The sequence below is a fragment of the Fibrobacter sp. UWOV1 genome (assembly GCF_900142495.1).
GTDB lineage: Bacteria > Fibrobacterota > Fibrobacteria > Fibrobacterales > Fibrobacteraceae > Fibrobacter.
In genome coordinates, this window is record NZ_FRBA01000001.1 from 213,416 (window position 1) to 227,803 (window position 14,388).

General features: G+C 52.0%; 12 protein-coding genes and 2 tRNA genes. 11 read left to right on the forward strand and 3 right to left on the reverse strand.

Annotated elements, in window-relative coordinates; genetic code table 11:
- The first annotated feature begins 65 nt into the window (after positions 1 to 65).
- The 3 genes from BUC02_RS00860 to BUC02_RS00870 all read left to right on the forward strand — a co-directional run bounded on the left by BUC02_RS00860 (position 66) and on the right by BUC02_RS00870 (position 2,621).
- Entirely contained in the window at positions 66 to 584 is a 519-nt protein-coding gene (locus BUC02_RS00860) for a CinA family protein (protein WP_073317392.1), read from the forward strand.
- A gap of 40 nt (positions 585 to 624) precedes the next feature.
- Positions 625 to 1,725, forward strand: a complete 1,101-nt coding sequence (recA, locus tag BUC02_RS00865; RefSeq protein WP_073318834.1) for a recombinase RecA — start codon at positions 625 to 627, stop codon at positions 1,723 to 1,725.
- Between the two features lie 110 nt (positions 1,726 to 1,835).
- Entirely contained in the window at positions 1,836 to 2,621 is a 786-nt protein-coding gene (locus tag BUC02_RS00870; RefSeq protein WP_073317395.1) for a hypothetical protein, read from the forward strand.
- Here the strand turns inward: BUC02_RS00870 and BUC02_RS00875 are convergent.
- A complete protein-coding gene (locus tag BUC02_RS00875) occupies positions 2,541 to 3,386 on the reverse strand; it encodes a hypothetical protein (protein WP_139260947.1) in 846 nt (281 codons plus the stop codon). The two genes, BUC02_RS00870 and BUC02_RS00875, sit on opposite strands and share 81 nt — an antisense overlap.
- A gap of 211 nt (positions 3,387 to 3,597) precedes the next feature.
- Here BUC02_RS00875 and BUC02_RS00880 point away from each other — a divergent pair, with 211 nt between their 5' ends.
- The 7 genes from BUC02_RS00880 to BUC02_RS00910 all read left to right on the forward strand — a co-directional run bounded on the left by BUC02_RS00880 (position 3,598) and on the right by BUC02_RS00910 (position 7,597).
- On the forward strand, positions 3,598 to 4,038 hold the full coding sequence (locus BUC02_RS00880; protein WP_073317399.1) for a hypothetical protein: 441 nt from the start codon (positions 3,598 to 3,600) through the stop codon (positions 4,036 to 4,038).
- A 102-nt stretch (positions 4,039 to 4,140) separates the two neighbouring features.
- The gene (gene tpiA / locus BUC02_RS00885; RefSeq protein ID WP_073053882.1) at positions 4,141 to 4,902 is read left to right on the forward strand and encodes a triose-phosphate isomerase; all 762 of its coding nucleotides are present in this window, start codon (positions 4,141 to 4,143) and stop codon (positions 4,900 to 4,902) included.
- Positions 4,903 to 4,932: 30 nt separating this feature from the next.
- A complete protein-coding gene (gene secG, locus BUC02_RS00890) occupies positions 4,933 to 5,361 on the forward strand; it encodes a preprotein translocase subunit SecG (RefSeq protein WP_073317401.1) in 429 nt (142 codons plus the stop codon).
- 39 nt (positions 5,362 to 5,400) lie between these two features.
- A tRNA-Leu gene (locus tag BUC02_RS00895) sits at positions 5,401 to 5,484 on the forward strand.
- A gap of 61 nt (positions 5,485 to 5,545) precedes the next feature.
- Complete coding sequence (locus tag BUC02_RS00900; RefSeq protein WP_073317403.1) at positions 5,546 to 5,821, forward strand: hypothetical protein; 276 nt, start codon at positions 5,546 to 5,548, stop codon at positions 5,819 to 5,821.
- The gene (gene murD, locus BUC02_RS00905; RefSeq protein ID WP_073317405.1) at positions 5,811 to 7,163 is read left to right on the forward strand and encodes a UDP-N-acetylmuramoyl-L-alanine--D-glutamate ligase; all 1,353 of its coding nucleotides are present in this window, start codon (positions 5,811 to 5,813) and stop codon (positions 7,161 to 7,163) included. The genes BUC02_RS00900 and murD overlap by 11 nt, the downstream gene beginning before the upstream one ends.
- Positions 7,164 to 7,513: 350 nt before the next feature.
- Positions 7,514 to 7,597: transfer RNA gene (locus BUC02_RS00910), tRNA-Leu, on the forward strand.
- 272 nt (positions 7,598 to 7,869) lie between these two features.
- On the opposite strand, the gene BUC02_RS00915 is transcribed toward BUC02_RS00910, so the two are convergent.
- On the reverse strand, positions 7,870 to 10,083 hold the full coding sequence (locus BUC02_RS00915; RefSeq protein ID WP_073317407.1) for a carbohydrate-binding protein: 2,214 nt from the start codon (positions 10,081 to 10,083) through the stop codon (positions 7,870 to 7,872).
- 181 nt (positions 10,084 to 10,264) lie between these two features.
- Here BUC02_RS00915 and tgt point away from each other — a divergent pair, with 181 nt between their 5' ends.
- Positions 10,265 to 11,401 carry a tRNA guanosine(34) transglycosylase Tgt gene (tgt, locus tag BUC02_RS00920; protein ID WP_073317409.1) on the forward strand — a complete coding sequence of 379 codons (1,137 nt, stop codon included), beginning with the start codon at positions 10,265 to 10,267 and terminating at the stop codon, positions 11,399 to 11,401.
- Between the two features lie 94 nt (positions 11,402 to 11,495).
- Here the strand turns inward: tgt and BUC02_RS00925 are convergent, their stop codons facing one another.
- Positions 11,496 to 14,216 (reverse strand): CIA30 family protein, encoded by a 2,721-nt coding sequence (locus BUC02_RS00925; protein ID WP_073317411.1) that lies wholly within the window; start codon positions 14,214 to 14,216, stop codon positions 11,496 to 11,498.
- Positions 14,217 to 14,388 lie beyond the last annotated feature (172 nt).

A 14,388-nucleotide genomic window follows, 5' to 3' on the forward strand; every position in this document is an offset into this window, starting at 1 on the left:
GATTGACTCCATTGTCAAAATATGACACAAACTTTATGTATATTTGACAACGTAAAGGAAACAACATGAACAACGAAATGAATATCAAGGAACTTGCACAAGAAATCCAGAAAGCGCTTTTGGCTCGCGGCGAAATGATGGCCACCGCCGAATCGCTCACGGGAGGACTCGTAGCAAGCCACATTGTCGATATTCCGGGAAGTTCCGCCATTCTGGCCGGCGGCATTGTCGCCTACCAGAACGAGGTAAAGGAATCCCTGCTCGGTGTTCCGCACCAAGTGCTCGAAAATCAGGGTGCAGTCTCGGCCGAAACGGTAAAAGCCATGGCCGAAGGCGCACGCCAAAAGTTCGGTTGCGAATGGGCAATTGCCACTTCCGGAATCGCAGGCCCTACCGGGGCAGAACCCGGCAAACCCGTCGGTACGGTATGGATGGCTGTCGCCAATAGTTTGCAAAACGAGGCCTTTTGTAAAATTTTCGAAGGAAACCGCACCGAAGTGCGCGAAAAAAGCGTGTATAGTGTATTGGGCAAGCTACTTTTTTTGCTGAATAACCAAAAAAGCACTTGCACAAGTGAACACTAAATGTTATATTTAAAAACGAAAAAACAAAATGGAGTCCAACATGGCTAAGAAAACAACAAACACCCCGACAAGCAACCTTTCCGCAGACAAGGCCAAGGCAGTAGAAGCCGCCATCGCCCAGATTGAAAAGAATTATGGTAAAGGTTCCATCATGGCTCTCGGCCAGCAGCCCGTCGAAGATATCCCCGTTATTCCTACGGGTTGTATCCAGCTCGACATGGCGCTTGGCGTAGGCGGATTCCCGCGCGGCCGCATTATCGAAATTTACGGACCTGAATCTTCCGGTAAGACTACCCTTACCCTGCACGCCATTGCCGAAGCCCAGAAACTTGGCGGGGTCGCAGCCTTTATTGACGCAGAACACGCTTTTGACGCCGTCTACGCCCGCAAGTTGGGTGTCGATATCGAATCGCTCCTCGTTTCCCAGCCGGACACTGGTGAACAGGCCCTCGACATCGCCGAAACGCTCGTCCGCTCTGGCGCTATCGACATCATCGTGATCGACTCCGTGGCAGCCCTTGTACCGCAGGCCGAAATCAATGGTGAAATGGGTGATAACCATGTGGGTCTGCAGGCCCGCCTCATGAGCCAGGCGCTCCGCAAGCTCACCGGCATTCTCTCGAAGTCCAATACCTGCATGCTGTTCATCAACCAGTTGCGCATGAAGATTGGCGTAATGTTCGGCAACCCCGAAACCACCACCGGCGGAAACGCCCTGAAGTTCTATGCGACCCAGCGTATCGATATCCGCCGCATTGCTGCAATCAAGGACGGCGAAGAAGTCATCGGTAACCGCACCCGCGTGAAGGTCGTGAAGAACAAGGTGGCAGCCCCGTTTACCCAGTGCGAATTCGACATCCTTTACGGTTGCGGCATTTCTCGTGAAGCCTCTATCCTTGACCTCGCTACCGAACTCGACATTATCCAGAAGAGCGGTTCCTGGTTCAGCTACAACAACGAACGAATTGGCCAGGGTCGTGAAAACACCCGCCTGTTCCTGAAGGATAACGTAGACCTCTGCAACGAAATCGAGCAGAAGATCCGCGAAAGCATGAAGGACGTGGAACTGTTCAAGCTGAACGAAGGCGACGCCATCGAAGCTGACGACGGCGACGAAGTCAGCGTTAGCGAAGACGCTTAGTCCCCTACCCAAACATTTTCTTCCTGAAGAGCAACAAACCCTGGCCTATCCTTTAGCCATTGGGATGGGTCGGGGTTTTCCTTTGTTTAAAATTTTCTATATTGACGAACATGAAGGCAGAAATTCTCAAGGCAACTTTGCGTACAGCGGCAACATTCTTTGCCCTTGCATGCACTGCCGCCCTTGCCCAGACTTCTTGCCCGCACTTTTTACTGGAAAGCCCGATGGTCGTAAACATCGAGGGCTTTTTTATTAACGAGAAACTGTCGCGCGTTTCGCTGGATGTCGAATGGAGACACCACCCCGAAGCACTTGACACCTTCTTCGTGAACCAGCCCGACCACCAGCCGTTCAACTTCATTACCGCCGGCGAATACCGTTACATGGAATTCCCGAACGCCAAGGTGAAGCGCCAGCTGGGAACGCACCACTTGAAGGAACACATCGGCGAGACTCCGCTGAAGCTTGACGACATGGAACTGCTCGCAAACGGCCAGTTCCTGTGCCGCGACTCGACGATCCAGAAGCCGAACATTCTTTCGACCGCATTCTCCATGGCCTGGTGGAGCCTTGTGGCAGACAGCCTACCCCACCCGACAAGGGTGACCATGAACGGCCCGCGCAAAGAACGGCGCGTGTTCACGATTCGCCAATGGCGCAATTATTCCGGCGAAATGCTGCCGACCTTGGTGAAGGTCGAAAACGAAAGATATAACGGCGAACTCTGGATCCGCAGCGCCTATACCGTGCAGGCACTGCAGGCCGACCCGCTCAAGAACAGCGTAGAAGGCAAGCAGAAACCGCCACTGCCGGATTTATTTAGAAAAATTCCTGTGAAAGGGGAAAGAAAAATACCCCTGATACTCAAGCTGAATCAGGAACTGCTGCGCGAGTGATCCGTTATAGAAGCGCTCTTCGGTACGCCTCCAGCCACCCACTTCCAAAATAACATTCTGCAAGCCCTCGTTCCAGAAGAAATGGGCGCCGAGCATGGCTTTGCCGTAACCGAGCGATTCCTTACGCACGGTGTTCTTTTCGCGCAAGAAACCGGTCTTGTAGAAGTTGGATTCAAAAATGGCGGCGAAATGGTTTGTCAGAGGAATACGGCCGTAGATATCAAACACTAGCAAGAAATCACGGCTGAACACGGGAATGTTGCGGCGGTAGTCGTAACTTTTACCATCGAAATCGGTACTGACATCGGACAATATGTAATGGAACTTCACGCCAAGAACCGACCCCTTGGGCAAGGAATAGCTGAGGCTCAAAGACATGTCGATCAGCTGCGTGTAATCGAATGCGGCATCCTCGCCATAAAGATTGTCGGTCACGTAGTCGGCATTCCAACTGTCGGCAATGCGGCCCACGCCCTCGACTTCGGCTGTCACCATTTCGAGGTTCGAGCGCATGTAGATATAGCTTTCGTAAACGATATTGCCTTCGATTTGCGGATTGGTCTTGAAGGGGCGAATGCCAATGCCCGCCAGGTAACCCGCATAGAACGGCGATACTTCGATGGCGGCATCCATGCGCAAGTAAGACGGGAGGGATTCGAGCCGTTCACCGTAAGCAAGTTCGTCGAGCGGTTCGAGCCAAGTGTAATGGAGCATGCCTGTCGCCTGCGGTAGCCACTGGCCCCACACAAACGGCGTATTGCCCATGATAGTCCACGAAAGGTTTGGCCCGTAGCGGAATCCAAAATTCGCATTTTCATTGAAACCATCGGCAAAAGACGCGACGTCACAAGTAAAAAAAATTATAGAAAAGGCCAATAATTTCTTAAAATAAGTCATTTCGGAATAAAATTTAAAATAATTTCCCCATTTGCGCCATAAATTCTTATTTTGTAGGCATTAATTTATAGGAGTCACAATGAAACTCTCTCATATTTGCTTGCTTGGCGTGAGCGCCCTGATGTTCTGGGCCTGTGCCAACCGCTATTCCTCCCCCATCTTGATCGAACGCGGTGAAGGTCGCAACGAATACGAACGCGAATACTTTGCCATCAAGGAAAGTATGGGTATCGACAAGCGCCTGAAAGACGTGTTCAAGCAGGGCTATATCGAAGAAGGCATGACCAACGACATGGTGAACCTCCTGTGGGGACCTCCTGACCACGAAAAGACCACCGAAAAGCAGAGCATTTGGGAATACTACACCCGCGAAGGCGAACTCATTACCCGCCTCTTCTGGAAGCACCCCGACCAGGCTCGCTTGAAGGGCTACGAAGAAGAATGGATCCTGGAAAAGATCGAAGGCGACCGCTACGGTGGTTCTCCGGCTCCGACTTCCAAACATTCCAGCAACTATTAATAGACGTTTTTTATGCGAAAGATTCGCCCTCGGACTACCGGGGGCGGTCTTTTTTTACTAAATTTAGGCGCGTTAAATTTTAAACAACTCAAGGAGTTAATTATGCGTCAGTATATCATTGCTGGTAACTGGAAGATGAACAAGACCGTTAGCGAATCCATTCAGCTCGCTAAGGACATCGTGGAAGCCGTTAAGGACGTGAAGAAGACCGAAGTGGTCATCGCCCCGACTTACCTCGCCGCCGCCAAGGTCGCCGACGTCATCAAGGGTTCCAACGTGAAGCTCGCCATCCAGGACATCCACTGGAAGGACCAGGGCGCATACACTGGTAAGGTTTCTGTGGACATGGTCAAGGAAATCGGTGCCGAATACATCATCATCGGTCACTCCGAACAGCGCCAGTACTTCCACGAAACGGAAGAAACCGTGAACCTCAAGGTCAAGAAGACCCTCGAAGCCGGTCTGAAGCCGATCATCTGCATTGGCGAAACCCTCGACCAGCGCAACGGTGGCATCCTGAAGGAAGTCCTCGGCCTCCAGATCAAGGGCGCCTTCAAGGACGTTTCTGCCGAAGACGCCGCCAAGTGCGTTCTCGCTTACGAACCGGTTTGGGCAATCGGTACTGGCGTTACCGCTACCGACGAACAGGCTCAGGACACCCAGGCCTACGCTCGCTCCGTTGTGAAGGAAATCTACGGTGAAGCCGTTGCCGAAGGCATGCGCATCCAGTACGGTGGCTCCATGAAGGGCGCCAACGCTGCCGGCCTCCTCGCCCAGAAGGACATCGACGGTGGTTTGATCGGTGGTGCAGGCCTCAAGGCTAACACCTTCAAGGAAATCATCGACGCTGCCGAAGCTCGCTAATTAAAACTTTAAATTCAAGGTAAAACGACTATGACAACACTCTTTTGGATTGGTATCGTCCTGCACGTGTTCCTGTGCCTCTTCCTCATGTTGCTCGTTCTGGTTCAGAATGACAAGATGGGCGGTCTCGCAGGTCTCGGTGGCATGACTTCCCAGTCTGCATTCTCTACCGCAGGTGCCGCGACCTTCATCCAGAAGTTGACCCGCGTCGTGGCCGTGATTTTCTTTATCGTCGTGTTCGCCCTCGGCTTGATCACTGCCAAGCAGGACCAGGCTGTCGAAGAATCTTCGATGCAGAAGGCTACCCGCGAAAACGCTGCCCAGCAGCAAGCCCCGGCTCCGGCACTCCCGGCTGACTTTGCAACTCCCGCTAACGCTGCTGCACCGGCCGCCGACGTTGCTCCGGCTACAGAAGCTCCTGCTTCGGAAGCTCCGGCCGCTCCGGCTGAAGCCAAGTAAGGTTTTGTCTCGCGCGGCTTAGGCTGCGCAGGCAATGCTGCGGTCGTGGTGGAATTGGTAGACACGCTAGCTTGAGGTGCTAGTGGGAGCGATCCCATGACAGTTCAAGTCTGTCCGACCGCATTACGAAGTCCGCCCTTGTGGCGGACTTTTTTCGCTAAGTAAAAATGTTAGATTTCTTGATATGAAGCATTTTGTCACAATTCTTTGTCTTGTCTTGTGTTCCTGCACTTGCTGGGATTTATCTGACGATTGCCAAGAAGAACGAGCGTTCTTTGAAAATGAAAAAGAGCGCGACAGCCGTCTTTGCACAGACACAGACGCCGTCGAAAAATGCAAGGTTCAGCAACGAGAGATTCAAGCGACTCAGCAACAAGAAAGATTACTCAACATCGATTCCCTGTGCCGTGCAAACACAGAGAAAATTAAATGTAAAGATCGAGAAGAATATGGATTCTAATCTTATAGCCCCTGTTGGCATTTTGGGCTTTGGCGTCGAAGGCCAGAGCACGTTCGATTACCTTGTACGTAACGGTGTCAAGGACATCGTTGTCATGGACAAGAACCCGGTGAAGTTGCCGGAAGTTCCCGCCGGCGTGAACGTGAAGGTTTGCAGCGGCGAAAATTATCTGGATGGCCTCAAGGACTGCGTGACGGTGGTACGTTCTGCAGGCGTCTACCCCATGAGCCCCGCATTGTTCAAGTTCCAGATGAACGGCGGGATGATGACTAGCCAGATTCAGCTGTTTTTAGAACAAACTAAATCAAAGAAGGTTGTAGGCGTTACGGGCACGCTCGGCAAGGGCTCTACCGTGAGCATGATCAGCCACATTCTGACCAAGTGCGGTGTGAATAACGAGATTGGCGGCAACTTCGGTGTGCCAGCGCTTGACCTTTTGAAGGACGAAACGGCAGACCGAGTGAGCATTCTGGAGCTTTCGAGCTTTCAGCTGATGACATTGTCTGTGTCGCCGGATGTAGCAGTGGTGCTGCGTGTTTCCACGGAGCACCTCGACTGGCACCAGAGCGTCGAAGAATATCGCGACGCCAAGGCGAACTTGGTTCGCTGGCAAAAACGTGACGGCGCATGCGTGTATTTGAAGGACGCTGCCCCGACGGCAAAGATTGCAAGCGAAAGCCCCGCCAAGACGAAATACGCCGTGAGCCTTGTCGACGGCCCGAGCGCTGGCGACGGGGACGCGGTGATTGAAGGCGCCACGCTCACAATTGACGGCGAAAAATTGTTCCTGTCGGACTGCAAGGTACGCGGTATTTACCAGCTTGAAAACATGGCTGCGGCGACCCTCGCTTGCAAAGCCTTGGGAATCAAGGTGGCCGACGCGTTCGAAGCCTTGAAGAGCTACGAGACGCTCCCCTTCCGCATGGAATTCAAGGGCGAAAAGAACGGCATCGAATTCTACAATGACAGCTACGCCACTCGCCCCGACGCGACGATCGCTGCGACCGCCAGCATGAAGCGCCCCTTCGCGCTGATTCTCGGCGGTTCCGAAAAGAATGCAGACTTTACCGAACTTTCGCAGATTCTGGTGAACGAACGTCCGAACCTCAAGCGAATCGCGCTCATCGGCGCTACCGCCGAACGCATGCTAGAATCCTTACAGCAGGCCGGGCTCAAAGTCACCGCAAACATCTTCCCCACACTGGAAGAAGCGTTTGCAGACAGTCTCGCCATCGGCGAAGGCGGCACCGTCATCATGAGCCCCGCCTGCGCAAGTTTCGGACTATTCAAGAACTACAAGGTCCGCGGCCAAGTGTTTGACAAGCTCGTTGCTGATTTGTAATTCAAACAAACATGTTCCTCCTCAAACAACGAGGGGAGATCCCGCACCCCGTGCGGGAAGACAATATGGAGAAGCAGTCTTTCATTAGACTGCTTTTCTTGTAGCGAGATAAATAATAAAGAGAAACAATAACGAACCGTGTAGATAATAAAGCGTCGGCCAACGTAAAGGAGGGTGCAGGGAGGGAACCGTGCGGCCTTCGCAACTCCGAGCTGGGTTCCCTCCCGCATATAAAAAAAGAACTTGTTTTCTTAAAAGAATTTTTTTTGATTTTTTTCAAAAAATTCATCCTTACCCCTTTACAAGCGTAACGAATTATACTAAATTTGGGCTGTTCCGCTAAGGACCACGCGGTCGTGGTGGAATTGGTAGACACGCTAGCTTGAGGTGCTAGTGGGAGCGATCCCATGACAGTTCAAGTCTGTCCGACCGCAGAAGAAAGACTCAGTGAAAACTGAGTCTTTCTTCGTTTTAACGAGTCGTGTTGGTGAGTGCGAGAGTGAGGCGATATCACATTTTCATGCATGCGACAGTGCCGAACGGTCATAAGCAATTTCCGTGAGCCCCGAGCGACTCGTCTTAACGAGTCGTGAGGGCGAGAGTGAGGCGATATCACATTTTCATGTATGCGACAGAGCCGAACGGTCATAAAAAGTCTCCCCGGTACAAAGTACCGAGGAGACTCCGTTGGAGGTGTATGTAAGAATTACTTGGAGGTATTCACCATGAACTTCTTGCTGCCATTCACCTGCTTGAGCATGTACACGCCCTTGGCAAAGCCTGCGGCATTGAGAGCCTTGGAGGCAGCCTTGCCAGACAGGTCAACCGTACCGACCTTGACACCAGTCAAGCTGAACACGTTGTAAGACCTTTCGATCTTGTTCTGGAGCTTGAGCGCGGCAATAGAGGTCTTGCCCGGATCAGCATCCTTGCCTGCAACAAACTCGATGTAGTCAATGTCCATCCAGTCACCGGTCACGGTGAAGCGGAGGATATGCTTACCAGCAGCAAGCTTGACGTTTGCCTGAACGACGTTATAGTCATCGTAGTTTTCTTCGCCGTCATTCTTGGGCACAGCGATTTCTTCGGTAATGTTTTCGCCGTCGATAGCGAGCTGGAAACCAGAAGTTGCATTTGCTGAAGCCACGGAAGCGAACATGGTGTAATCACCAGCTTCGGCCACTTCTACAGTATATTCGAGCCATTCGCCGGTCTGGTTGTAACCCACGACATAGCCATTATTCTTCTTGTAGATATCAACGCCGGTGCCTTCGCGATAGCTCTTGCCGCCATTGCTTTCGGCGCCGTGGTCGTCAGAATCGTTGTCAGCGTAAGAGTCATTGCCTGCGCCATAGCCCGGTTCGTCGAAGTTTTCCATTTCAATTTTACCCGGAATAGCCCAAGCCTTGCCGCCGAACGGTTGCTGCGGTTCAGGTTCGCGCTTGGTACCCTGGAATTCCCATTCCAAGATACCCATGGTCGAATCCTTTCCATTATTCTTGAACACAAAGAATAGCTGGTCCACAACGCCGCTAAGGCCCGTCATGGCACAGTCATTGTCCGTGAAAGTCATGTTGTTGCTGGTCTTCGCCAGTTCGCAGGTACCGGCAAGTGTTCCGGTGGCACTGCCCTTGTGAATTTCAATCTTGTTGCCATCGCCAACGTTCGCGGCCTTGATGCGGAGGTTCTCGGCACCGTTACCGAAGTCCACACCAGAAACACGGATCCAGGATTCGCTACGGCTCGTGAGCGGCAGCAGCACGTGCTTCACCGGCTGTCCCTTGGTCCAGTCGGTACGGCTACGGATGTTCATCTGCTTGGAACTCGTCGTTGCCTTGTAGGTCTTGTACGGGTCAAAGTTCTTGATCTGCTTCGGGCCTTCGCGGGTGAAGGTGAGCTTGTTCATCTTGTCGCCACTCCAGGTGAGTTCGTCGATGGACACGCTTCTGTGGTTTTCGTAGTTCGGATTTTCAGAACGCACGCCCTGTTGCGTCGTTGCGGCCGGATGGTTGTCGGAAGTCACCAAGCGGCGATCGTGATACACGGCATACCACTTGTCCTTAAAAGGAGCGAAGCCCTGGTGGTTGTTACCGCCTTCGCCATGAGCGTCTGGCACAGAGCCAATCCCCGGAATGACCGTACCCACAAAGGTATAGGGGCCCCAGATATTGTTAGACATACCATAATCAATCACCTGACTACGGTTGTTGAAACTCAGGTAATAAGTGCTACCCTTCTTGTGCAAGTAAGGAGCTTCGAAGGAGTTCGGCAAAGAAACCTTCTTAAGAGAATTCTTGTCGAAAGTAATCTTGCCATTGCTTTCGGTAAAACTGATAATGTCGAAGTTGTTGCCATACGGGCGGCTGGAACTTTCGCCACCACCGAAAATCACGTAACCCTTACCGTCGTCATCAATCAAGATGCCCGGGTCAAAGCAATGCGCAATGCCGTCGCAGCCACCGATAAGGCTACCGCCACCTGCAATTCTATTGACGCCATGAGTTTCCTTAACAGGGTCGGTATAGGGGCCGTCGATCGCGGGCGCCGTAATCATGCCCACGCCGCTCGCGCCATCAGGGTAAACGATATAGACCTTGCCATTCTTGACGGCGATGCCCGAAGCCCAAGTGTTGTTCGGGTAATTGCCGAATTCACGCCTGGAGCGGAAAATCATGCCGTGATCAGTCCAGTTCTTCATGTCTTCAGACGTGAAGGCGTAAAGGCCGACAATATCGTAGTTCCAGTTTGTCTGGTTGTTATAATCATCCACATCGGTCAAGATGTAGAAGGTATCACCGTCGGAGGCGCAAGAGGGATCCGCCAGATAGTGGTAAGAAGAAATGGGGTTGTCGGCCAAGCCGAATACGGCAAGGCCAGCCACAAGGCAAGCAGCCTTTTTCCACACCTTTTTGTATTCCATTTATCACTCCATGCAGGAATCTACACACGTAGACCCATCCGAAATTAAAGTTACCCCTTTTTGGCTCCAAAAAACACATTTATAAGGGGATTCCTATGGATAAATTGACAACGGGGCGGCGTAGCCGCAGTAGGCAGAACCTAGTTGGTAGAACTTAGAATTATTTCTAAATTTACGCATAATGAATCGATTTGAGCTTTTAAAGACCTCCAAAAAATCGAAAGCGCGTCTTGGCGTGGTCCATACCGACCATGGCGACGTGACAACGCCGATTTTTATGCCTGTGGGCACCGAAGCGACCGTAAAAGCGGTCACTCCTGCGCAGCTTAAGGACATCAAGGCCGAAATTATCCTTGCAAACACCTACCACCTGTACCTGCGCCCCACTACCCCGCGTATTGCAAAAGCGGGCGGGATCCACAAGTTTATGGGCTGGGACGGTCCGGTTTTGACAGACAGCGGCGGATTTCAGGTGTGGAGCCTGAAGGATTTACGCAAAATCACCCCCGAAGGCGTGGAATTCAGAAGCATTCTGGACGGTTCGAAGCACTTTTTCAGCCCGGCAAGCGTCATGAACGCCCAGCGCGAAATCGGCGCGGATATCATTATGGCGCTCGACGAATGCACCCCGTTCCCGAGTACCGCCAAGGAAGCCGAGCATAGCCTCAAGTTCACGCTCAAGTGGACCGCCGAGGCCATGCAATGGCTCAAGGAGCACCCGCCCATTCATGGTTACGACCAGCAATTCTTCGGAATCATTCAAGGTGGTATGCATAAGGACCTGCGCAAGCAGGCTATCGAGCGTATTGCCGAACTTGGCCCCGACGGTTATGCCATGGGCGGACTTTCGGTCGGCGAGCCCACCGAAACCATGTACGAAATCGCAGACTTTTGTACCGACATTTTGCCGCAGGACCACGCCCGCTACGTGATGGGTGTGGGAACACCATGGAATTTGCTGGAACTCATCGAGCGCGGCGTGGACATGTGCGATTGCGTCATGCCCACGCGCAACGCCCGTAACGGCATGCTATTCACCAGCGAAGGGGTGTTGCGCTACAAGGCCGCCCGCCATGCCGAAGAATTCGACAAGCCGGTCGACCCGAATTGCGACTGCTACTGTTGCCGCAACTTTAGCCGCGCCTACCTGCGCCACCTGCACCACGCCGGAGAATCGCTCGGATTTACGCTTGCAAGCATTCACAACCTGCACTTTTACCTGCACCTGATGCGAGAGGCCAAGCAGCACATCGCCGACGACACTTTTGAAGAGTGGAAAAAAGAAAAGTGCGAAATTCTGCAGCGCGATTTGCAATAGCTTAAATGTGCAATAATTTAAATGAAAAAAACTCCGGTTAAACCGGAGTTTTTTTAAAGGTGATCCCCGCCTTCGCGGGGATGACAATTGAGGATTAGCGGATGCTAATGCGGGCGGTCTGGGCGGCCTTCACGGTCTTGACGCGAACCACGTAGTTACCGCGGTTCATGCCTTCGAGAGACACCTGGTGGTTACCGGCGGCGCTTTCGAGGCGGTTCATGACCATGTTACCCTGCATGTCGAACACCTGGATGCGGGCTGCAGCGGCGGTCGTCACATTGAGAGTAGAACCGTTCACGCTGAGCTTGAGCGGGCTTGCAGCCTTGGCCATGCGAATACCAACACTTGCATCCACGCACTTGAAATCATCCACAAAGAGGAAGTTGATTGTCGGCTGGTATTCAATGTTCTTGTAGCCAATCACTTCCCAAGCGAACTTCTTGATGTTCTTCTTGTTCAAGTCAACCGGTTCGCCCCAGCTCGGCTGTGCGATATCATCCCAGCTGGCCACAACGGTCGTCCATTCAAGGGCATCTTCGAAATTGATCTGGTGATATGCGTAATCAGCCACCTGACCATCCTGGACCTTGAAGGTATGAGCACTACCTCTGTAGCGGTAGCTCAAAGCCGAGCAAGCGCTCAGGTCAACACCCTTAGAGGTGTCAGCATGCGTATTGAGACCGAGAGCGACAAACGGAGCTTCCTTATAAGTACCCTGGTTCCATTCGATTTCTGTCAAAGCAGCAAAGCCCTTAGTGCCGTTAGCGGCATCGGCTGTACCCGGGAACACCACGACATAGCCACCGAGGGTGTTGTCATAGACATTGGAAATCTTGGAAAGGCCACCCGGTTCCTTGTCGGTATAGGCATACCAGGTACCAGTCGTAGAGGCAACTTCATCACCGTCTTCAAAGTCATCGATAACCTTGATGTCGGTAATCACCGGAGCGACAGAAGAAGAAGAGAGTGTCGGAGTCGTGCTGGAGCTGGACTTGCCACCCTGGCCGTTGCTAGAGCTGGACTTGCCGCTCTGACCATTGCTGGAACTGGACTTGCCACCCACAGAAGAAGAAGACTTCGGAGTGTCACCGGCACCACCGCTCACAGCGGTGAAGCTGAGGCCATCGCACTTCACATCGTCGATGTAGAGATACGGATACTTGGGCTGGTTCATATCGTCCGGAACCTTTTCGAGGCCCTTGATTTCCCAAGAAAGACGAGTTGCGTGAGCCATGTTGATCGGCTTGGAACGAGAATCGTCACCCCAAGTTTCCTGCTTCAGCATGTCAGTCGTGATTTCGACTTCCTTCCAGCCTTCGGAGGCATCCTTGTTCACGCGGTGATAGTTATAGTCAGTAACGTCAGTCGTTTCGATTGCGAAGTTGTGGCTTGCACCCTTGTACTTGTACTTGATCGTAGAGCACTTGGAGAAGTCAGCATAAGCCTTCGGAGAATCCTTCTTTTCTTCCTTCAGGAGAGTGAGGAACATCTTGATGTACGGACCGTAATCGAGAGTACCCTTACCAATCTTCACGTCCTTAAGGGCGGCCATATACTTGGAAGTATTCTTGCTATCGCCGCTGACCGGGTAAACAACCTGGTAGGTCGAGTTGCCAAAGTCGTCTTTAATCACGTCGTTAGAAATGGAGCTCTTACCGCCGTTTTCCTGGTCTTCGACAGCAGCCCATGCACCGCCAAGGTAACCATAACGGTCACCATCTTCCATGTCATCGAGAATGGAAGTCGTAGCACCATTAGCAACGCCCGTAGAGAAGCCGGATTCTTCTTCGGCATCACCATTCTGGAGGCCGCAATCCTTATAAGAAGCGCCACCGAGCTTGCCCTTCACATACTTACCAGAATTGGTGTAAGTGAAACCATTTTCGAACACGGCGTTAGCAAATGCAGCAGAAGTTTCATTCATAGCAGAAGCGTTCCAGTTCGTCCAGGACACGCCCTTCTGAGCCATCCATTCTACCCACTTGTTGCTGGAGCCTTCATCCGGCTGGCCATCACCGTTAGCATTGACGGTACCCCATTCGGTAGCGAACACAGGCACGCCTGCAGCCATAGCCGTTTCTGCAGCCTTGTTGTAACCGCCATCGCCCATATAGTGAGTTGCAGCATAGAAATGGAGCGTACAACCATAGTTCTTGTCGTTGATGCCTGCGGAAGCACAAGCATTCGGCTGGCTGGACCATCCCGGGCTACCCACGAGGATGAGGTTGTCGGAATACTTACGGATAACCGGAATCACCTGATCGGCATGCTGCTTCACGGCATCCATGCTACCGGTCGGTTCGTTCCAGATTTCGAAAATCACGTTGTTGTACTTGCCGTATTCCTTGGCTGCATATTCGAAGAACTTGACAGCATCGTTAGTAAAGCCATCAGAAGATTCGATGTGCCAGTCAATGATGACGTAAATGTCCTTATCGACAGCAGCATTCACTACGGACTTGAGCAAAGCCTTCTGGAAGCCTTCGCCACCCGTCGTGTAAGAACGGCCCGAGCTGTTAAACTTTTCGTCAGCAGCACCAAGAGCAAAACGAACCACTTCGACGCCCATGTCATCAACCAAGCGGTTGATACCCTTTTCAGAGTAGAAGTCGGTAGAATAGGTGTTGCCCGAGCTCCAGAAAAGGCTCATGCCCTTGACCTGGACAGCCTTGTTGGCATATTCCGGGCAAGAACCGGAAAGTTTGCCACCATTGGCCTTAAGTTCGCCGTAAGTGCTAACAGGGCCGACCCTGCTTGCCGTGATTGCCATGGCGGACACCGCAGCCATAGACATAATCGCAAGAATCTTTTTCATTCTAGACCTTTTGGTTTATGTTAAAAACCAATCCCTTATTAATCCCACATAAAAAATAGTAATGAGAAGAATAATTTCCTTGTAATATTTTTTTATAGTTTTTTTGAGCCCAATAGCCAACGCGTTTCTAAACATCTTTTTACAAAAAGAAAGCCCAACCCGAAGGCAGGAC